This is a genomic window from Plantibacter sp. H53, from assembly GCF_001650455.1.
Lineage (GTDB): Bacteria > Actinomycetota > Actinomycetes > Actinomycetales > Microbacteriaceae > Plantibacter > Plantibacter flavus_A.
Genome location: NZ_LWCT01000019.1, coordinates 1 through 19122, shown reverse-complemented (window position 1 = coordinate 19122; position 19122 = coordinate 1). Strand labels below are relative to the sequence as shown.

17 protein-coding genes and 1 pseudogene are annotated in these 19122 nt (G+C 69.0%); 9 read left to right on the top strand and 9 right to left on the bottom strand.

What is annotated here, in order from left to right; all coding sequences use genetic code 11:
- Positions 1–2: 2 nt before the first annotated feature.
- Together A4X17_RS10790 and A4X17_RS10785 are read right to left on the bottom strand one after the other, a co-directional pair.
- Positions 3–650 carry an MOSC domain-containing protein gene (locus tag A4X17_RS10790; protein ID WP_064295676.1) on the bottom strand — a complete coding sequence of 216 codons (648 nt, stop codon included), beginning with the start codon at positions 648–650 and terminating at the stop codon, positions 3–5.
- 81 nt (positions 651–731) lie between these two features.
- Positions 732–1838, bottom strand: a complete 1107-nt coding sequence (locus A4X17_RS10785) for a LacI family DNA-binding transcriptional regulator (protein WP_064295675.1) — start codon at positions 1836–1838, stop codon at positions 732–734.
- Positions 1839–1934: 96 nt separating this feature from the next.
- Here A4X17_RS10785 and A4X17_RS10780 point away from each other — a divergent pair, with 96 nt between their 5' ends.
- Positions 1935–3926: an aldo/keto reductase gene (locus A4X17_RS10780; RefSeq protein WP_064295674.1), complete on the top strand. Its 1992-nt coding sequence runs from the start codon at positions 1935–1937 to the stop codon at positions 3924–3926.
- Between the two features lie 327 nt (positions 3927–4253).
- Here the strand turns inward: A4X17_RS10780 and A4X17_RS10775 are convergent, their stop codons facing one another.
- The 4 genes from A4X17_RS10775 to A4X17_RS10760 are packed head-to-tail and all read right to left on the bottom strand — an operon-like array spanning position 4254 to position 9020.
- The gene (locus A4X17_RS10775) at positions 4254–5348 is read right to left on the bottom strand and encodes an ABC transporter permease (protein WP_082916101.1); all 1095 of its coding nucleotides are present in this window, start codon (positions 5346–5348) and stop codon (positions 4254–4256) included.
- Entirely contained in the window at positions 5345–6358 is a 1014-nt protein-coding gene (locus A4X17_RS10770) for an ABC transporter permease (protein ID WP_082916100.1), read from the bottom strand. The genes A4X17_RS10775 and A4X17_RS10770 overlap by 4 nt, the downstream gene beginning before the upstream one ends.
- Entirely contained in the window at positions 6355–7989 is a 1635-nt protein-coding gene (locus tag A4X17_RS10765) for a sugar ABC transporter ATP-binding protein (RefSeq protein ID WP_082916099.1), read from the bottom strand. Before A4X17_RS10765 ends, A4X17_RS10770 begins: the two co-directional genes overlap by 4 nt.
- Positions 7986–9020 (bottom strand): sugar ABC transporter substrate-binding protein, encoded by a 1035-nt coding sequence (locus A4X17_RS10760; protein WP_064295673.1) that lies wholly within the window; start codon positions 9018–9020, stop codon positions 7986–7988. Before A4X17_RS10760 ends, A4X17_RS10765 begins: the two co-directional genes overlap by 4 nt.
- Before the next feature lie 280 nt (positions 9021–9300).
- On the opposite strand from A4X17_RS10760, the gene A4X17_RS10755 reads away from it, so the two are divergent.
- The 3 genes from A4X17_RS10755 to A4X17_RS19255 all read left to right on the top strand — a co-directional run bounded on the left by A4X17_RS10755 (position 9301) and on the right by A4X17_RS19255 (position 11772).
- Entirely contained in the window at positions 9301–9972 is a 672-nt protein-coding gene (locus A4X17_RS10755) for a FadR/GntR family transcriptional regulator (protein ID WP_064295672.1), read from the top strand.
- A gap of 94 nt (positions 9973–10066) precedes the next feature.
- The gene (locus tag A4X17_RS10750) at positions 10067–11134 is read left to right on the top strand and encodes a hypothetical protein (RefSeq protein ID WP_064295671.1); all 1068 of its coding nucleotides are present in this window, start codon (positions 10067–10069) and stop codon (positions 11132–11134) included.
- Positions 11135–11319: 185 nt separating this feature from the next.
- On the top strand, positions 11320–11772 hold the full coding sequence (locus A4X17_RS19255; protein ID WP_064295670.1) for a hypothetical protein: 453 nt from the start codon (positions 11320–11322) through the stop codon (positions 11770–11772).
- Positions 11773–11851: 79 nt separating this feature from the next.
- Here the strand turns inward: A4X17_RS19255 and A4X17_RS10740 are convergent, their stop codons facing one another.
- Together A4X17_RS10740 and A4X17_RS10735 are read right to left on the bottom strand one after the other, a co-directional pair.
- Positions 11852–13006, bottom strand: coding sequence for a HAMP domain-containing sensor histidine kinase (locus A4X17_RS10740; RefSeq protein ID WP_064295669.1), 1155 nt, complete (start codon positions 13004–13006; stop codon positions 11852–11854).
- A complete protein-coding gene (locus A4X17_RS10735; RefSeq protein ID WP_064295668.1) occupies positions 13003–13734 on the bottom strand; it encodes a response regulator transcription factor in 732 nt (243 codons plus the stop codon). The genes A4X17_RS10740 and A4X17_RS10735 overlap by 4 nt, the downstream gene beginning before the upstream one ends.
- Positions 13735–13931: 197 nt before the next feature.
- Between A4X17_RS10735 and A4X17_RS10730 the strand changes: the two genes are divergently transcribed.
- Both A4X17_RS10730 and A4X17_RS18930 read left to right on the top strand, forming a co-directional pair.
- On the top strand, positions 13932–14606 hold the full coding sequence (locus A4X17_RS10730; RefSeq protein WP_082916098.1) for a M15 family metallopeptidase: 675 nt from the start codon (positions 13932–13934) through the stop codon (positions 14604–14606).
- A 117-nt stretch (positions 14607–14723) separates the two neighbouring features.
- Positions 14724–16409, top strand: coding sequence for a GTP pyrophosphokinase family protein (locus A4X17_RS18930; protein WP_197479059.1), 1686 nt, complete (start codon positions 14724–14726; stop codon positions 16407–16409).
- A gap of 70 nt (positions 16410–16479) precedes the next feature.
- Here the strand turns inward: A4X17_RS18930 and A4X17_RS10725 are convergent, their stop codons facing one another.
- Positions 16480–17145, bottom strand: coding sequence for a metalloregulator ArsR/SmtB family transcription factor (locus tag A4X17_RS10725; RefSeq protein WP_369808455.1), 666 nt, complete (start codon positions 17143–17145; stop codon positions 16480–16482).
- Between the two features lie 114 nt (positions 17146–17259).
- Here A4X17_RS10725 and A4X17_RS10720 point away from each other — a divergent pair, with 114 nt between their 5' ends.
- The 3 genes and pseudogenes from A4X17_RS10720 to A4X17_RS10710 form a co-directional block, all read left to right on the top strand.
- Entirely contained in the window at positions 17260–17520 is a 261-nt protein-coding gene (locus A4X17_RS10720) for a DUF6458 family protein (protein WP_064295666.1), read from the top strand.
- 23 nt (positions 17521–17543) lie between these two features.
- Positions 17544–18818: a serine/threonine-protein kinase gene (locus A4X17_RS10715; protein WP_064295665.1), complete on the top strand. Its 1275-nt coding sequence runs from the start codon at positions 17544–17546 to the stop codon at positions 18816–18818.
- Between the two features lie 26 nt (positions 18819–18844).
- A pseudogene (locus A4X17_RS10710) lies at positions 18845–19122 on the top strand (hypothetical protein); the annotation flags it as partial.

Genomic DNA, 19122 nt, shown 5'->3' with positions numbered 1-19122 from the left:
GCTCAGACGGTCGGCTTGCGGCGGAGCTGCTTGATCGACTCATGGATCTCGGGGGCCAGCACCACGGCGCCGGACCGCTCCGACTGCTCGAGGGTGACGGCCTGCGCCTCGTCCGCCGCGGCGAACCAGGAGGCGATGGTCACGCCGTGGCCGGGCTGTCGGACGATCTCGATCGGGTCGCCCGCCTGCACCGTCCCGCTCTTGACCACCTTGAGGTAGGCGCCGGGCCGTGCGGCGTCGGCGAAGCGCTTCACCCACCGTGGCTCGCCCAGGCGCCGCTGGAAGGTGCCGCACGGGGTGCGCGGACAGGTCACCTCGACGACGAGGGTGTCGCCGATCCGCCAGCGTTCACCGATCTCGGCACCGTTCACGTCGAGCCCCTGCGTACGGAGGTTCTCCCCGAACAGCCCCGGCGTGATCTCCCGACCGAGCTCGCCCTCCCAGAACCGCGCGTCCTCCTCGGCGTAGGCGTAGAGCGCCTTCGTCAGGCCGCCGTGGTGTTTGCGATCGGCCTGCACGTCGCCGTAGAGCCCCATCGGCCGCACGTGCAGCGGCTCGTCGACCGGGCGCTTGTCGATCGCGGTGACACCGATCGACCCGTCGTCCACCCGGAGGGCTTCGACGCGACAGAGGGCGAGGAGTTCAGACATGTGACCAGTCTGCCGTGTCGTCCGCGACCGTCCGGACGACGGGGCCGGTGCGGCTGAGGCGGAGTGGCTCAGTGGATCAGCTCAGGCGGACTCGCGGACGACGAGCGAGACACCCACCGAGCGTCGGACGGACGGCCCCGAAAGCGGGAGCGTGCCGGACATCATGCCGTCGAGCAACTCCAGGCTGTGCCGTGCGATGTCACCCTTGTCGACGGCGACGCTAGTCAGCTCAGGGGTGACGAAGCGACCGAGGTCGAGTCCGTCGATGCCGATGACGGCGACGTCCTCCGGCACGCCGACCCCGGCACGGGCGAGGCCCTTGAGCACGCCGACCGCCATGACGTCGTTGAAGACGAGTACGGCGTCGACGTCGGGCATCGCGGCGCGGCACCGCAGGGCGGCCGAGACCCCGCCCTGGTGGGTGTCCTCCGCCCAGGTCTCCGACGCCTCCGACCACGGCAGGCCGTGTTCCTTGAGGAACGCGCGGTACGCGAGACGACGTCCGGACGGTTCCGCCGAGGCGTCGATCATGGCGATCGACCGGCGCCCGGTCGCGACGAAGTGGGCGAGCGCCTGTCGGATGCCGTCCTCGAAGTCGATGTCGACGCCCGCCACCTGCAGCGCGGGCTGGGCGTCGGACGGGTCCGCTCCGGCCTCGGACTCCTCTGGCCGATGGTCGCCGAGGGAGACGAACGGGATGGTGGCGAAGGCGCCCTGGAGTGCTCCGTGGTCGGCGCCGTTGCGCCCGACGACCGCATCGACCTGCCGCGCGAGTTCGGCGAGCTGCGCACGTTCCGCGTCGGGGAGGTCCGGTCCGCGATCCGCTGCGGCGGGTCGGTCGCCCGATGCGTTCGCCGCTCCCCCGACCTCGGCGACCAACACGGTCCATCCGCGCTCTGCGGCCTGCTGCACGAGGGCGGCCGCGAGCTCCGGGTAGTAGGGGTTCCGCAGGTCGTCGACGACCAGTCCGAGCGTCGTCGTCCGGCCGCTCACCAGGTGCTGCGCAGCGCGGTTCGGTCGGTAGTTGAGCGAGGCTGCGACCTCGACGACCCGTTGCCTGGTGGCGTCGCTGACGTCGCGCATCCCGTTGAGCGCTCGGGTCACGGTCTGGCGGGAGACACCGGCGACCCGGGCGACGTCGATGATCGTCGCTCGCGCTGGAGCGTGATCGTCGCGGGGCCTGGTCATGGTCACATCGTACTGATACGCTCACACCGTGAACGTTCACGGTGACGTTCACCACAGACCATCGCACCGCCGATCAACGTTGAGGAGCACCACCATATGGAACACGTCGCCTGGGGCATCATCGGACCCGGAACGATCGCCGAACGGTTCGCGACCGAGCTGCACGCGAGTCGCACCGGTCGACTCGCCGCCGTCGCCAGTCGCGACGCGTCGCGTGCCGAGGAGTTCGGCGAGCGCTTCGGGGACGGCACGGCTCCCGTCCGCGGGTACGGCTCCGTCGCCGAGTTGCTGGCCGACCCCGGCGTCGACGCGGTCTACATCGCGACCCCGCACACGGAACACGTCCGGCTGGTGATCGAAGCGGCGGAAGCGGGCAAGCACATCGTCAGCGAGAAGCCGCTCTCGGTCAACCGCGCCGGTGCGATGCTCGCGATCGAGGCCGCCCGTCGTGCCGGCGTGTACCTCGCCGAGGCGTTCATGTACCGCTTCCACCCGCAGACCGCCAAGCTCGTCGAACTCGTGTCGTCCGGCGCCATCGGCGAGGTCGAGCACATCGAGGCGTCGTTCGCGTTCGCCGCGGACCTCCCGGCCGAGCACCGACTCATGAACCCGGAGCTGGCGGGCGGCGGGATCCTCGACGTCGGTGGCTACCCGGTCTCCATCGCGAGGCTCGTCGCCGGTGCCGCCGTGGGTGCACCGTTCGCCGACCCGACGGAGGTCACCGGGAACGGCACCATCGGCTCGACCGGCGTCGACGAGTGGGCCAGCGCGTCGCTCGTGTTCCCGTCAGGCATCACGGCGCACGTCACGAGCGGCGTGCGCATGCAGGACGACAACCGCGTCGTCGTCACGGGTTCGACGGGCCAGATCATCGTGTCCGACCCGTGGTTGCCGTCGGTCGAGGACGGGTCGACGATCGAGGTCCGCACCATCTCGGGCACGGAGTCGATCCACATCCCCGGGGCGCCGCAGTACGCGATCCAGGCCGACGCGGTCGCTGCGTTCGCCGACGCCGGTCAGGCACCGCAGATGCGCTGGGCGGACTCGCTCGGCAACGCGGCGACCCTCGACCGCTGGCGCGAGGCGGTCGGCCTCGAGTACCCGTTCGAGTCGATCGACACCGACATCCCGACCGGTTCCGGCCGGCCGCTCGCCGTGCGCGCCGAACTCCCGATGCCGACCGGCCGCATCGCGGGCATCGACCACGACATCTCCCGGCTCGTGATGGGTGTCGACAACCAGCAGACCCTGTCGCACGCGTCGGCGATGTTCGACGACTTCTTCGAGCGCGGCGGCAACGCCTTCGACACGGCCTGGCTGTACGGCGACGGCCTGCAGGAACAGCTGCTCGGACGCTGGCTCGCCAACCGTGGCCTCCGGGACGACGTCGTGGTGATCGGCAAGGGTGCACACACGCCGTACTGCGACCCGGAGTCGATCTCGCGTCAGCTGTTCGAGAGCCTCGACCGGCTCGGCACCGACCACCTCGACCTGTACCTGATGCACCGCGACAACGTCGAGGTGCCGGTGGGCGAGTTCGTCGACGTGCTGAACGAGCACGCCGAGGCCGGTCGCATCCGTGCGTTCGGTGGCTCCAACTGGTCGATCGAGCGGTTCGAGGAGGCGAACGCCTATGCGGCGGCGAACGGGAAGCGGGGCTTCGCGGCGCTGAGCAACCACTTCGGTCTCGCCCGCGCACTCGACGTACCGTGGGCCGGGTGCGTGGAGGTGACGGATCCGACGAGCCGCGCCTGGCTCGAGGAGACGAAGACGCCGCTGCTGCCGTGGTCGTCGCAGGCGCGCGGCTTCTTCACCGGGCGTGCCGAGCCCGAGGACCTGTCGGACCCGGATCTCGTGCGCTGCTACTACAGCGACGACAACTTCGAGCGCTTGGCCCGTGCCCGTCAGCTCGGCACCGAGCTGGGTGTCGCGCCGACCGCGATCGCCCTGGCCTACGTGCTGGCGCAGGACTTCCCGACCTTCGCCCTCATCGGGCCGCGGTCCATCGAGGAGACGCGTTCGTCGACCGACGCCCTGTCCCTGAAGCTGACCCCGGAGCAGGTCGCCTGGCTCGACCTCCGAGTCTGATCCGTCCCTTCGGGTGATGCCAGCGCGGTGCGCTGACGTCACCGCGGGGCATGGACGTGAGCGCGGGTCTCCAGAGACCCGCGCTCACGCGTGCGGGGCGCGCCAACGCCGAGTCGTTCCTCCTCGCGTCAGCGCACCGCGCTGGTCCGAGCGCGGGGTGAGGCCCGCTCAGGGGGACCCGATGCCAGCGCGGTGCGCTGGGCCCCGCCGCGGGTCACACACGTGAGCGCGGGTCTCCAGAGACCCGCGCTCACGTGTGTGGGGCGCGCTCGCGTCAGCGCACCGCGCTGGCGCAACCACACCACTACAGCGAGGGTCGGGTGGGCGTCAGGTGAGGGGTTTGCGGGACCGGTCGCTCGCCAGGAGGACGCCGAGGAGCAGGATCAGGATCAGGACGACGCCGCGGGCGAGACCCTGCCAGTAGAAGGACAGCCCGACGAGGTTCATCCCGTTCGTCAGCAGCGCGAAGATGAGCACACCGACGAGCGTTCCGACGAGGTTCGGCCGCCCGGTCCGACTCAGCGTCGTCCCGATGAACACCGCACCGATGGAGTCGAGCACGTAGAGCTGGCCGCTGTTGGCGACGAAGCCCTGGCTCCGCGAGGCCAGGATCAGCCCGGCGATGGCCGCGATCCCGGCGGCGAAGATGAACGCCGTCGCCATCGACGTCCCAGCCAACCGCCCGGAGATCCGGGTCGCCGTCGGCTGCTCCCCCGCCGCGGTCAGCACCCGACCCCAGCGACTCCGTTCGAGCGCAGCCCAGACGATGATCAGCACGAGCACGGCGACGACGATCGGTGCGGCGACGCCGAGCACGGTGCCGGCACCCAACCACGCGAACTCGTCCGGCACGCTGCTCCGCGACAGATAGATGGGCGACCCGCCGTCGGTCGCGACCTGCTGCACGCCACCACCGATGAACCAGACGCTCAGCGTCGCGAGGAACGGTCGGATGCGCAGCACCACGATGAGGAACGCGTTCACGGCCCCGACGAGCAGACCGACGACCAGACCGCCGACGATCGCCACCCAGGCCACGTAGTCGTCGGCCAGGAGCGCCGACGCGGTGAGCGCCGCGAGGTCGATGGCGACACCGATCGAGAGGTCGATGCCACCGGCGCGGACGACGACCGTCATCGCGACGGCCGCGAGGAGGAGCAGCGCGTTCTGGTTGAGCACCCCGAGCAGGTTGTCGGCGGTGAGGAACGACGGCGACAGCACTGCGAACACGATGAGCAGCACGGCCAGCACGGCGGGGGCGAGCGCTTGCGGGACCGCGGCACCGAGGCCTCGGACCGTCAGACTCGCGAGCGGGCCACCGGGACGCTTGCCGCCGCCGCCTCCTCCCGGACCAGCCGACCCGGCGTTCGGGACGGAGAGGCCACTGGTGGCGGAGGACTGTGCGCGTGTGTCGACACTCATCGCTTGACGCTCCGTTCGCGGATCGCGGCGACCGCGAGGACCAGCAGGATCAGCACACCCTTGGTGATGCCGATCCACTGGCTCGGGACGCCGAGCTGACTGAAGCCGTTGGTGAGGATCGCGACGAACACGGCACTGAACAGGGTCCCCGTGATCGTGACGACGAGCCGACGGGAGAACGCGATGGACAGGAATGTCGCGAGGAGGATGTCGATGAGCGACTGCTCGCCGATCCCCGGCAGGGCAGCGGACAACCGACTGGTCATGAGGACGCCAGCGATCCCGGCGAGGACCGCCGCGAGGACGTAGCTGACGACGATGTGGCGGTTGACGTCGATCCCGGCCACCCGCGCGGCCGTCGGGTTCTGCCCGACCGCGGCGTTCTTCACGCCCCAGCTGGTCCGCCCGGTGGCGAAGGCGGCGACCGCGAAGACGACGAGCAGCACGACGACCGCGGCAGGGACACCGACGACATGTCCGCTCCGCAGCCAGACCAGCCCGGCGTCGGAGACGGGCACCTTGACGTTGTTCGTGATGACGATCGTGAGACTCGTGACGATGCTCATCATCGCGAGGGTGACGAGGAGCGGGCGGATCCCGGCGACGACGACGAGACCGTTCACGAGCCCGATGACCGCCGTGGCTCCGAGCCCGATGAGCAGCGCGAGCGGCAGACCGAGCTCGGCCTGCAGGAGCACCGCGACGAGCGCGCCGGAGAAGCCGAGGACGGCGCCGATGGAGAGGTCGATGCCGCCGCGGACGACGTCCTCACCACCCGTGACGACGACGATGGACAGGCCGAAGGCCGCGATCGCGTAGACCGCGGACTGGGTGAGGATCGTCGCGAGGTTGGCCGGGTCGAGGAAGCCGGGCGAGGCGACCGCGAAGACGACGACCTCGATGACGACGATCGCGTAGCCGATGAGTCCCAACCGGGAGACCGGACGACGCTTCGTCGTGGACTCCGCCGCAGCCGAGGGCGCAGCGGGTGGAGCGGAGAGCGCGGTCATGCGGAGGCTCCTCGGGTGGGTGACGGCTCGGTCTCGGAGCCGGTCGAGGCGTCGGCGGACGACGAGGCGGCGCCCGTCGACCAGGCGAGGATCGTGTCGGCGGTCGCCTGCGATCGGGGCAGCTCCGTCCGGATCGTCCCGCGGTACAGCACGAGGACGCGGTCGGCGAGCCCGATCAGTTCCTCGAGGTCGACGCTCACGAGCAGGACGCCGGCGCCTTGCGCGACGAGCGCGTCGATCTCCGCGTAGATCTGCTGACGCGACCCGATGTCGACGCCGGAGGTCGGCTGGTCGAGCACGAACACCGTCGACCCGGCCGCGAGCCACCGACCGAGCACGACCTTCTGCTGGTTGCCGCCGGAGAGGCTCCCGGCCACCGCGGTGTCGTTCGCGGGCCGGACGTCGAGTCTCGTGACGAGGTCTGCGGCGATCTCCCGCTCGCGTCGACCCCGTAGGATCCCGCCGAGCCCGGTGATGCGGTCGAGCGCGGCGAGCGTGAGGTTCTCGCGGACGGACTGACGGTTCAGGATGCCGTCGCGGTGACGGTTCGCCGGGACGTACGCCCCACCCGCCCGGACGAAGGCGCGCGGCGAGCGGATCGACGCCCGGCCGAGCCGCACGGTTCCGCCGTGCGCACGCAAGCCGGTGACCGCGTCGGCCAGTTCTTCGAGGCCCGAGCCGACGAGGCCCGTGACGCCCACGATCTCGCCCGGACGGACGGCGATCGAGACGCCGTGCAGGCGTTCGGGGACCGTCAGTCCGTCGATCGCGAGCACCGGTTCGGCGCCGGCGTCGGCGACGATCCGTTCGCGGTCGCCGAACTCCTCGACGCTCCGCCCCACCATGAGCTGGACGATGGCGTCGAGGGTCGCGTCGGGATCGGCGAGGTCGAGGGCGCCGACGCGTTCACCGTTGCGGAGGACCACGACGCGGGACGCGATGTCGCGCACCTCCTGCAGGTAGTGGGAGATGTAGATGACGGCGACGCCCTGGCTCTGCAGTGTCCGGACGGTGCGGAACAGCCGCTCGACGTCGCCGGCGGCGAGCGGTGCGGTGGGTTCGTCGAGCACGAGCACCCGCGGGCGCGTGATCGTCGCGATCGCGAGCTGCAGGAGTTGCTGCTCGGCGACGCTCAGCTCGTCGACGAGGGTTTTGCCCGGTACGTCCAGCCCGACGAGGTCGAGCAGCTCGCGCTCGGCGCGGCGGTCGAGCTGCCGGCCGGTGAGGAACGCGGTGCGCGAGCCGAGGAAGAGCTGCTCCGCGACCGTGAGTCGACCGGCCAGGTGGCGGTCCTGGTGGATGACGCGGACACCGAGGCGTTCGGCGTCACCCGGGTTGCGGATGACGACCGGTTCGCCGTCGATCTCGATGGCGCCCTCGCTCGCCGTGTAGAGGCCGGTCAGGATCTTGATGAGCGTCGACTTGCCCGCGCCGTTCTCGCCGACGAGCGCGACGACCTCGCCGGAGTGCACCTCGAGGTCGACGTCGTCCAGCACCCGGACGCCGCCGAAGTCCTTCGCGATGCCACGCATGCTCACGGCGGGAGCCGAGGCTTCGGTCGTGGCGGCACCGGGCCGACCGCCCAGCGAGCGCTGGGCGGCCTGACCGTCGATCGAGGTGTCGTGCGTCATTCCAGGCCGAGTCGCTTGCGCTCGTCGGCGACGTTCGCCTTGTCGATGAACACGGCGTCGAGGTAGGTGCTCAGCGGCACCTCGTCCTGCTTGCCACCGAGGTACAGGGCGACGTTGTTCGCGCTCGTCGTCCCGAACAGGGTCGGCTGCTGTGCGACCGTGAACTGGTACACCGAGTCGGGGTCCTGGATCAGGTCGAGCGCTCCGGGCTCGGCGTCGACGCCGTAGACCTTGATCTCATCGCGGCCCGCCGCGTCGATGGCCTGCGAGGCACCGATCGCGGGGAGGTCCCAGCACGACCACACGGCCGAGATCTCGCCCTTGGGGTAGCGGGTGAGCGCGTCGTTCGTCTTCTGCTTGGCGTCCTCGATGGTGCCCTCGTAGATGTCCTGCAGCTCGGGCTCGATGATCTCGATGTTCGGGTAGTTCTTCAGCACGAGCTTGAACTCGTCGTAGCGGATCTGGCAGGGGGTGACGTCGTAGAAGCCGTTGAAGACGAGCACCTTGCCCTTCCCGCCGATGTCCTCGGCGAGGGTGCGGGCGAGGGTGGAGCCGATCTGCCAGTTGTCGGAACCGATGTTGTTCACCGAGTTCTCGCTGGCGTGGTCGATCGTGAAGACCGGGATGCCGGCGTCCTTCGCCTGCTGCAGGGCCGGGGCGAGCGTGGTCGCGTCACCGAGGATGACGACGATCGCGTCGACCTTCTGCGAGACGAGGTTCTCGACGTTGGCCAGGTGCTTGTCGTCCTGTGCGTCGGCCTGGGTGGCGACGACCTTGGCGCCGAGCTCCTCCAGGCGGTCCTGCACACCCTGGTAGGTGAGGCGGCCGAAGTCGCGGACGACGTCCTTGGCGGCGACGCCGACGGTCTTGCCCTCGAGCGAGGGGACGTCGACGTCGGAGGCGGCGGAGCTGGCAGCGGCGCCGCTCGTCGACTCGCTGGACGAGGACTGCTTCAGGGAACAGCCGGTGGCGAGGCCGGCCACGACGGCCAGGGTGACAAGAGACAGCGCGAGGCGCGATCGACGACGCATGGGGACTCCAGATGACGGTGGGGTGCGGGACGGTGCAGGGGGTGGTGGAGCGTGCCGGCGTCCGCTGTCGGTGCGGTCGGGGCGCACCGGGACGTCGGGTTGCAGCAACAGTAGGGAGTGATCGGACGGGCCGCGAGAGGGCGCTCAACCTGACGTAACACAAGGTGCCAGGTGTCGGCGGTGCGTGGAGGCAGGTCGGGGCGCGGCCCGCGGAAACGTCGGATGTATCATGGCGCGAGGCGGTGTTCCACGTGACCGTCTCGCTCGAGCAGGGGGTCGCATGGCAGTCACGGACGAGGCGATCGCGCGGATCCAGGCGATGATCGTCGCCGGCGACCTCACCCCCGGTCAGCGCCTCCCTCCGGAGAAGGAGCTCAGCGAGACCCTGGGACTCTCCCGCAGCTCCCTCCGCGAGGCGGTGAAGGCGTTGGAGCTCATCCGCGTGCTCGACGTCCGCCGCGGCGACGGCACCTACGTCACGACGCTGGAGCCGAGTCTGTTGCACGAGGCGATGTCGTTCGTCATCGACATGCACGCCGACGCCTCCCTCATCGAGATGTTCGAGGTGCGCCGCATCCTCGAACCCTCCGCGTCGGTGATGGCCATCCAGCACCTCGACGACGAGCGGATCGCGGAGCTGCGCAGCATGGTCGACGAGGTCGACGAGTCCACGACGGTCGAGGACCTCGTCGCGCACGACCTGCAGTTCCACGCCCGCGTGATCGAGCTGAGTGGCAACGCCTACCTCGCGAGTCTGCTCGCCGCGCTCGGCAGCAAGACGGTCCGGGCCCGCATCTGGCGCGGCCTCACCGAGGAGAAGGCCGTCGCCCGCACCCTGCAGGAGCACCACGCGATCGTCGACGCCCTCGAGAAGCGCGACACCGAACTCACCCGTGCTCTTGTGACGGTCCATGTCTCCGGCGTCGAAAGCTGGCTCCGCCGCTCGATGTAGTCCCCTCCCCCTGCCCGCGAACTGTCACGTGCTGCTCGTCCGGGCCGCTCGGACTGGCCGTTGGTGACCGTTCGCGGGCAGGTAGCGTGAGGGGATGGACGGCACGATCGACACCCGCGCGCTCATCGACCCCATCGACCGTGACGCCATGGCGAAAGCGCCCTCGTTCCATCGCGCGCCGTCCGCCCGGCTGTTCATCGGCCTGCTCGCGGCGATCGTCGTGGTCACCGTCGCCGGGTTCGTCCTGTTGGGAACGCTGCCCTCGCCCTCACGAGGCGGCTCCGGCCCGACGCCGCTGCTCGGGATCGGGCTCCTCGCGGCCGCCGCCGTCGCGGTGTTCGCAGTCCTCTCCTGGCGTACGAGGCGCATCAAGCGCTTCCGCCTCTCCCGATTCGCCGCGGCCAACGGGATGACCTACACCGCAGACCTCAGCTACCCTCCGTTCCCCGGCATGATCTTCGGGATCGGATCGTCGCGGCAGTCGACCGACGTGCTGCGGGGTGGTCGTCCCCGCGCCGTGGAGTTCGGGAACTACCGCTACACCGTCCGCCACGGCAAGAGTTCGACCACGCACCACTGGGGATACGTCGCGATGAAGCTCGACGTCCCCCTGCCGAACATCGTGCTCGATGCGATCGGCAACAACGGGTTCGGCTCGAACCTCCCGGCAGCGTTCCAACGGGCCCAGCGACTCTCCCTGGAAGGCGACTTCGACCGGCACTTCACGCTCTACTGCCCCGCTGGTTACGAACGGGACGCGCTGTACCTGTTCACGCCGGACATCATGGCGAGGTTCATCGACCACGCCGCCGAGCTCGACGTGGAGATCATCGACGACTGGCTGTTCCTGTACACGAAACGGGAGGTGTCGACCCTCGATCCCGACACCTGGGCCTGGCTGTTCGGCATCGTCGACGCGCTGATGACGAAGTTGGACCAGTGGGCTCGGTGGCGGGACGACCGCTTGCAACCGCAGACGTCCGGAGCTCCGGAGCACCCGCTTGCACCCGGCGCTCAGGCCGGCCCACCCGCGATCGGGCTGCTCACCCCGCCGCCGGGTGTCGCGTCATCCGGCCGCAGGTTGCGACGATCCGGGAGGTGGATCCCCATCGCCTTCGTCCTCGGAACGCTGATCGTCTGGATCGTCACACGCATGAACTGACCCTCCCCTGCCCGCGAACTGTCACGTGCTGCCAGTCCGGGGCGCCCCGACGAGCCGTTGGTGACAGTTCGCGGGCAGGGGCGGGGTGTTGGGGACGTCTGGTGATCGGGAGACGAGGACGGAACAGGCCGGTTGATGGGATGGCCAGGTGACCGACACCGGTCGCCCGTCAGAAAGGACCACCCATGCGCCGACCCACAGCCATCGGCTTCGCCGTCCCCGTCCTCGCCCTCATGCTCGGGCTCACCGCCTGCTCCGGATCCGCGGAGGCCCCGTCGAGCGGTGCATCGCCCTCGACCGCCGATTCGTACGCCGAGGCGTTCGACGACTACACGATCTCCCTCGCGGGCTGCCTGCGCGACCAGGGGTTCGACGTCCCGGACCCGGAACCCGGTACCGCGATCACCCTCGACGGTGGCGAGGCGATGAACACGGCCTACGACGCCTGCGCCGACGAACTCGGCCCGCCGCCGGTGAACCCCGACCAGCCCAGCAAGGCCGAGATCTCCGACGAGCTCCGGCTCCGCGCCCAGTGCCTGCGTGACCAGGGGTTCGACGTCCCGGACCCCGATGCGAACGGAGCGTGGGACCTGCCGGAGGACCTGTTCGATGAGGCCAGGGCCTGCGCCGTGCAGTGACCGGCACACCAGCCTGAGCGGCCGACCGATCCCGTGATCGGTCGGCCGTTCCATCGTTCCGGGTTCCCTCGTTCCGCGGTCAGGCTCCGGCCTGGTCGGCGTCGTGAGCCGGCAACAGCACCGTCGCCTCGAGCCCGCCCGCCGGCAGCGGTGCGAGCCGCAGCGACCCACCGTGCAGCTCGACGATGCGGGCACCCAGGGTCAGCCCGAGACCGTTCCCCCGATCGCGACCGGCAGCCCGCGCCATCCGCGCGTCCCGCCGGTCGAAGGGCTCCACGAACCGCGCCACCTCGGCCTCGTCGAGCAGCGGCCCCGAGTTGCTGACCACGACGACGGCGCGTCCCGGCGCCTGCGGGTCGGGTCCGACCCACACCGAAACCCACCCGTCCGGGCCGCTGTTGTATCGCACGGCGTTCGACAGCAGGTTCGTCAACAGCTGTTGGAGGAGCACGCGGTTACCGCGCACGGATGCGCTCCGGACGGTCGACGAGATCGTGACCCCGGCGTCCGCGGCCTCCGGCGAGATGAGCTGCGACGCGTCGCGGGCCACCGCCGCCAGGTCGACGGGCGAGGTGACGAGTGGTCGGCGGTCGAGCTGGTTCAGCTGCAGGAGCGCCTCGACGATCGCGATCCCCCGCTCGTTCGTCTCGTGCAGCCGCCGCAACGCTCGGTCGACGTCACGGCCCTCCGGGTCGGCCTGGGCGACCTCGATGAGCATCTTCATCGTCGCGAGCGGTGTCCGCAGTTCGTGCGAGGCGTTGGCCGCGAACCGCTTCTGCGTCAGGAACGACTGCTCGAGGCGTGCGAGCATGTCGTCGAAACGGTCGGCGAGCTCGCGGAACTCGTCGCGGCGACCCGTCATCGCGATGCGGTGGTCGAGCGAGCCCTCCGCCGCCGCTCGAACGGCCGCGTTGAGGTCCCGCAGCGGCCGCAGCACCCGTCCGGCCACGATCCAGCCGACCCCGGTGCCGATCACGGCCATCGCGAGGAGCGCGAGCATCGAGTAGTTGATGAGCGAATCGCGGATCTCACCGCGCGTGATGCCGGACAACTGCCTCGGATCGCTCGCCAGCGCGAGCGGGTAGTCGGGGAACCGCCAGATGATCACGTTGATGACGATGAGCGCGATGAGTCCCGTCACGACGGTGAAGGCGGCATAGGTGGCGGTGAGTTTGACGCGAGCGGTCATCCACGTCGGCCGGGCGTCGTCGCCGCCGGCCGGAGCGGCGGTCATGCGCCCACCTCGTCGTCCTCGTCCTCGTCGTCGGCGTCTGCGCCGCTCGTCTCAGCGGGGCCCTCACCCGGCGGCAAGACCCGGTAGCCGACGGCCGGCACGGTGTGGATGATCCACGGCTCGCCGAGCACCTTCCGGAGCGTCGACATCGTCACCCGCACCGCGTTCGTGAACGGGTCGGCGTGCTCGTCCCAAGCGCGCTCGAGGAGCTCTTCGGCACTCACGACGCCGCCCTTGGCCGCAAGCAGGATCTCCAGCACCGCGAACTGCTTCTTCGCCAGGCGCACGTACCGGCCGTTGCGGTACACCTCGCGGCGGAACGGGTCGAGCCGGACACCGGCGTATTCGAGGACGGGCGGGAGCGACGCCTTGGGTCGACGCGCCAGCGACCGGAGCCGGAGGACGAGCTCACGCAGCTCGAACGGCTTGGTCAGGTAGTCGTCGGCGCCGATCTCGAAGCCGCTCTCCTTGTCGTCGAGGTCGGCGGCCGCGGTGAGCATGAGCACCCGGCAGGGCAGCTCCTGGGCGATGATCCAGCGGCACACGTCGTCGCCGTGCGTGCCAGGGAGGTCGCGGTCGAGGACGACGACGTCGTAGGCGTTGACGGCGAGCCGCTCGAGCGCGGTGTCACCGTCGAATACGAGGTCGGCGGCGAGCCCCTCGTGCTGCAGGCCCTCGAGGATGCTCTCGGCGAGGTACTGCTCGTCCTCGGCGATCAGGACACGCATGGGACCTCCGGTGTTCGGGACGGACGACGCGTCGATGGCGTCACTCCGGCGCCCGCGATGGGCGTCGTGTCGATCGTAGGCGGCACCGTGTTTCGGAACCGTCTGGTGATCGTCCGACGCCCGCGCAACCGTTGACGAGCTGGACTGGGGGCCCGGTCGTCGCGTGCCGAACACCGACGACCGACCGAGGAGGAATCATGCAGCACGACATCCAGCACCAGCCGCACCGGCGCCCGGGCCGACGGAGCACCGTCGCCCGCAGAGGCTCCGACCGAGCCGTCGTCATCCTCGCCGCCACGGCCGTCGCCCTCACCGCCGCGATCGCCCTGGTGGCGTGCACGGGCGTCGCGCCGACCATCACCCGCGGGATCACTGCGCTGGCCGAGCGGCCGTCCGGAGACGCGCATGCCGGAACCGCGACCACGACGGATGGCGCGTTCGGGGCCGACGACGGTGTGCTGGAGGAGAACCGGTACTCGGCCTACGACACCGATCTCCCGGCCATCGCGAACCTCGATGCGGACCTCCTGGAAGCCGTCCAGCAGGCGACCGACGCGGCGGCGAAGGACGACATCACGCTGTACGTGAGCTCCGGCTGGCGGAGCACGGCGTACCAGCAGCACCTGCTCGACGAGGCGATCCTCCAGTACGGCAGTGAGGCGGCCGCCCGGCAGTACGTCGCCACGCCCGAGGGCTCCTCGCACACACGCGGGGCGGCCGTCGACATCGGCGCGACGGACGCGGACTACTGGCTCATCGAGCACGGCGCCGACTACGGCCTCTGCCAGACCTACGCGAACGAGATCTGGCACTTCGAGTTGGCGACCGTCCCCGGCGGCGAGTGCCCGGAACTCCTGCCCGACGCCGGATGAGGTCGGTTCAGGCTTTCGCGCACCCGTAGCCCGCGATAGCCACGAGTGAGCCACAAGCTCCTGCAAATGGCTACGGCAAGGACCGGAGGTCTTCCGTGCACTAGGCCACATCCGCACATGTCAGATCCACAAGTCATGCTCAGTGCTCGACTAACGAGCGACATAGGCATTGAAATCGAGGCACTCAGTGCCTTCAAAGGCGCGCAGACGATGTCTGCACGCCAGTATCTCCAGGTCCATTGCGAACTTTCGAGGATCCAGACATCATTGCAGAACACATACCTTGGGGGCAGCATGAGTGAAAAGCAACCGGGGAGCACCCCGCAACTCTCTTATGAAGCGTACGCGCGCTGGCATGCGGTCGCCGAGACCAGGTATCTGGAACCTGCTCGAAGCGCGGCAGTTCGTTTGATAAACGAACTCTTAGATAGCAAAGTGCAAGGAGTAGATCGAGGTCGATTTCGGATCTCGACGAGCCGAATCAAAAGTCCGCAGAGAACATATTCGAAACTAACTCGGGATAAGTACAGAGAGAAATTCACGGATTATGATGGTATTCCCGGCATAATCGACGACCTTGTCGGAATTCGACTTATTTGCAACAACCTGTCAGACATCACGACGCTCCAGGAGATTATGGGGGAGCTGTCAATCGATGACGGCGAGACAAATTCGCTGTCAATCCAAAGCGATTCACATAGAAACTACTTCGAAAATCCGAAAGAGTCCGGATACCGTGCATACCACGTGAATTTGGTGGTGCCCGTGACTCAAGCATCCGGCGTTATTCGGATGAGAGTGGAAGTTCAGGCGCGAACCCTTTTACAAGACGGCTGGGGCGAATTGACCCACGAGGATACTTACAAGCCAGGTTCGACCGTCCCTCCCTGGATTGTCACGATGTCGCTGCGCATGGCCGAGCTCCTCGAAGCAGTCGATAACATCGCACAGGACTTGCGCACTGGCCTGGATATCGAGTCGCAGCGCGTGGTTGAGGACCCGTCCCCAGGCGAGGAGACCGCTTTCGTGAACACCGGAAGCAGTACTTTGAAGATCGCGGTTGGTGATTCCAACGAGGGGGAAGTCCAGGCAGACGTCTCAGGCGCCGCTTCCGAACAACCCCCAAGCGAAATCCGCAATCTACTCGTCGAGGAGACTCGCCGACAAGTGAGCAACCTAACAGATCCCACGCCGCTAGCGCTTGTCTCACAAAGACTAACGGAAGTTTTCGGCAACGAGATAACTAAAGTTTGGTCTGAGTTTGGCGGCTTCAAGAAGCTTCTGGAGGTGGCGGTTCCACTCGCCGCGATCACTGGGCCGGCCCCAGGCTACGTTCATCCGGTTGGCGCTCCGGTTCCAGAAGACTTTGCAGTGGGCTGGAATGTCTCCGGGGGAGCACCGGACGTGGTGAGACTCCTGCGAACCTTCGACAAGGGACTTCCTGTGATCTCGGGACCGCGCGTACAGCAGGCGATCGCCGCAGTTGTTGAAGCAGTGGCCAGCGAAAACACTGAGGGCGCCGAGCGGTTAAGTATCACTCAGATCGAGGTCCTCTCGAGAGCGGCGCGCGAGCGCGCGCAGGCTCGAGCGCAACTGGTACTGCGACCACATGCGATGTATATTCTCCGAACGCTCAACCGACTCGGGATCGTGCGTCCTTCGTTGACAACTGAGCAGGCCTCCCTGGCGATCCGCGATTGGGTCTACACCAACGCGTATCAGAACGGGCTCATCGAAGACCCCTCTGCTACCCAAGCCGAACTCAGTTCCTGGCTTGGCGTGACGCCTCGCAAGGCAAGATGACGACCAAGAACGAGCACACCCGCCGGTGAATGTTCGCCTCACATCGCTCCGGACTACTTCACGCCCGCTCCTACCCGACGGCCGGCGCCAGCCGACTGACGAACTCGTCGACGCGCAGACGGATGTCCCGGAACGCTTGGTCGAACGCCTCGTCCGTCGCAGGCGCGGCAGGGTCGGGGATCGACCAGTGCAGGTCGTCCATCCCCTCGAGTTCCTCGTGTGCCCGGTTGCACACGGTGATGACGAAGTCGCCGTGCCGGAGGACCTCCGAGGTCGCGCGTGGGACCCTCGGACGGATCCGGACGCCATGGCGCGCCGCGGCCCGAACCGCGCCCGGGTTGACCTCGCTCGCTGGCCGACTACCCGCCGATGCGACGGGGATGTCGCTGCGGTCCTGCCAGAGCGCCTCCGCCATCTGCGACCGCGCCGAGTTCGCCGTGCAGACGAAGACGACCCGCGCCGGGGCGCTGATCGGTTCGGGCGCGAGGCGGTCGAACGCCCCCGGGACGAGCCGCACGTAGTTGCGGCGTCCATCGGACTCGGATCGCGAGCGCGAGAGGATCCCCGCTCGCTGGAGGACGCTGAGGTGGTGGGAGACGAGGTTCGACCCGATCCCGAGGGCGAGCTGGATCTCGGTCGGTGAGAGGTCACCGAGCGCCAGGAGGTCCACGATGCGCAGCCGCGCCGGCTCCGAGAGCGCGGCGAACTTGGACGCCCTTACCGCCAGCGACTCCACCGACACAACCCCCGTTGACTCAACCGTGATTGACTCAATAATAGGCTGAGTCGTCCGTGAACACCCCTTGAGCGATCCGCTCGAACTCACGGTCGTCGAGAAGAGGAGCTACTCATGGGTCTCGGAACCGGAATCGCCCTGATCGTCATCGGCGCCATCCTCGCCTTCGCCGTGAACGTCGACGTCCCCGCTGTGGACCTCACGCTCATCGGGTACATCCTCATGGCCGCCGGCGCAGTGGTGTTCCTCATCTCGCTCGTGCTCGTGCTCCGCCGTCGACAGGTCTCCTCGACCACGCGCTCAGCCGTTGACCCCGGTAGCGGCGAGCGCGTCACCCGCCGAAGCACGACCGACAACGACGGCCCCGTCCTCTGACGACCGGACCGACCGCGCCACCCATGACCGACCCGGCTACCGCGCCGCCTCGCACCGGCGAGCTCCTGGATGGTCGGTACCGACTCGAGCGACCGATCGGTGCCGGCGGGATGGCGACCGTCCATCTGGCGACCGACGAGGTGCTCGGGCGCAAGGTGGCGGTCAAGCTGTTCCGCCCGGGCACGACCGATGCGACCGACGGCGCCAGGACCACTTCGCGCCTGCTGGCGTCGCTGAACCACCCCGCCCTCGTCACCCTGTTCGATGCCAGGGTCGTCGCCGGCGACGGTTCGTACCTCGTCATGGAGCACGTCGACGGTCCGACGCTGTCCCAACGCATCGCCCGGTCGCCGCTTCCGTCGTCCGAGGTCGCCGCGATGGCCGTCGACCTCGCAGAGGCGCTCCACACCGTGCACGCGGCGCGGGTCGTCCACCGCGACATCAAACCGTCGAACGTGTTGCTGCGACCGACGATCCTGCCCCACCAGGAGTATCGCGCGAAGCTTGCTGACTTCGGCATCGCGTACCTCATCGACAGCACCCGGATGACCGCGCCTGGCTCGTTGATGGGCACGGTCGCCTATCTCAGCCCAGAGCTGGTCCGTGGTGCGGACCCGGCGACGCCAGCCGACGTGTACGCGCTGGGACTCGTACTCCTCGAAGCGCTGACCGGTCGCCGCGCCTACCCGCAGACCACCACGCACGATTCCCTCATGGCGCGACTGAACGCGCCGCCGACGATCCCCGGCGAGCTCGGGTACCAGTGGAAGTCGCTCCTCACCGCGATGACCGCGTCCGACCCGGCCCAGCGCCCCACCGCCCTCGAGGTGGCGGTGGCCGTCCGTGGCATGGATCCCGCGCTGGACCCGGCGGATGCGACCGTCGCGACCTCGACACCGCTGGTGACCGCAGACCCGGAACCCACGGCTGCGACCGAACGGCTCGACTCGGCGACACCGCTCGCCACCGCACCGGAGGGATCGACGGGGCTCCTGACGGCGACGACACCGCTCGCGCCGACGGCGGACACGCCCGCCGAGACCGGCCCGACCGCGGTGCTCGACGGCGCTCGCCGCTCGGAGCGACGTCTCGACGGCGGTGCACGGCGCCAGGCCGCAGTGCGCCAGCCGCGGCGCCTTCGACGCTGGCTGATCCTCGCGGCCGTGCTGCTGGTGATCACCGTCGCGGTCGTCTGGTTCCTCGTGTCCCGGGCGCAGCCGCCCGCCCCGACGCTGCCCACCCTGCCCGAGCCGCTGTCGACGCACCTGCGGGAACTCATGCGGGAGGTGACGCCATGAGGCACCGACGGAGGTCTGGACTCGGGTTGATCGCCACACCCCTCATCGTCGTCGCACTGCTGAGCGGTTGCGCCGGGGCGCCAGCCGACCTCGAGCGCGCGACCGGTCAGCAGTTGCAGAGCAGCGTGCTCGGGGTGGCGAACGCGGCCGCCGCCGGCGACACGACGGGTGCACTGAGCGCTCTCGACGCACTCGAAGCGAAGCTGGCTGAGGCGGAGGCGTCCGGGGCTGTCTCGGCGGCCCGCGCGACGACCATCCGAGCCGCCATCTCGGCGGTGCGAGCCGATCTCACACCGGCCACCCC

What these genes read in the sequence shown, in the direction of transcription:
- A4X17_RS10790 (WP_064295676.1), bottom strand. Translation starts at nt 650, where the DNA reads ATGTCTGAACTCCTCGCCCTCTGTCGCGTCGAAGCCCTCCGGGTGGAC.
- A4X17_RS10785 (WP_064295675.1), bottom strand. Translation starts at nt 1,838, where the DNA reads ATGACCAGGCCCCGCGACGATCACGCTCCAGCGCGAGCGACGATCATC.
- A4X17_RS10780 (WP_064295674.1), top strand. Translation starts at nt 1,935, where the DNA reads ATGGAACACGTCGCCTGGGGCATCATCGGACCCGGAACGATCGCCGAA.
- A4X17_RS10775 (WP_082916101.1), bottom strand. Translation starts at nt 5,348, where the DNA reads ATGAGTGTCGACACACGCGCACAGTCCTCCGCCACCAGTGGCCTCTCC.
- A4X17_RS10770 (WP_082916100.1), bottom strand. Translation starts at nt 6,358, where the DNA reads ATGACCGCGCTCTCCGCTCCACCCGCTGCGCCCTCGGCTGCGGCGGAG.
- A4X17_RS10765 (WP_082916099.1), bottom strand. Translation starts at nt 7,989, where the DNA reads ATGACGCACGACACCTCGATCGACGGTCAGGCCGCCCAGCGCTCGCTG.
- A4X17_RS10760 (WP_064295673.1), bottom strand. Translation starts at nt 9,020, where the DNA reads ATGCGTCGTCGATCGCGCCTCGCGCTGTCTCTTGTCACCCTGGCCGTC.
- A4X17_RS10755 (WP_064295672.1), top strand. Translation starts at nt 9,301, where the DNA reads ATGGCAGTCACGGACGAGGCGATCGCGCGGATCCAGGCGATGATCGTC.
- A4X17_RS10750 (WP_064295671.1), top strand. Translation starts at nt 10,067, where the DNA reads ATGGACGGCACGATCGACACCCGCGCGCTCATCGACCCCATCGACCGT.
- A4X17_RS19255 (WP_064295670.1), top strand. Translation starts at nt 11,320, where the DNA reads ATGCGCCGACCCACAGCCATCGGCTTCGCCGTCCCCGTCCTCGCCCTC.
- A4X17_RS10740 (WP_064295669.1), bottom strand. Translation starts at nt 13,006, where the DNA reads ATGACCGCCGCTCCGGCCGGCGGCGACGACGCCCGGCCGACGTGGATG.
- A4X17_RS10735 (WP_064295668.1), bottom strand. Translation starts at nt 13,734, where the DNA reads ATGCGTGTCCTGATCGCCGAGGACGAGCAGTACCTCGCCGAGAGCATC.
- A4X17_RS10730 (WP_082916098.1), top strand. Translation starts at nt 13,932, where the DNA reads ATGCAGCACGACATCCAGCACCAGCCGCACCGGCGCCCGGGCCGACGG.
- A4X17_RS18930 (WP_197479059.1), top strand. Translation starts at nt 14,724, where the DNA reads ATGTCAGATCCACAAGTCATGCTCAGTGCTCGACTAACGAGCGACATA.
- A4X17_RS10720 (WP_064295666.1), top strand. Translation starts at nt 17,260, where the DNA reads ATGGGTCTCGGAACCGGAATCGCCCTGATCGTCATCGGCGCCATCCTC.
- A4X17_RS10715 (WP_064295665.1), top strand. Translation starts at nt 17,544, where the DNA reads ATGACCGACCCGGCTACCGCGCCGCCTCGCACCGGCGAGCTCCTGGAT.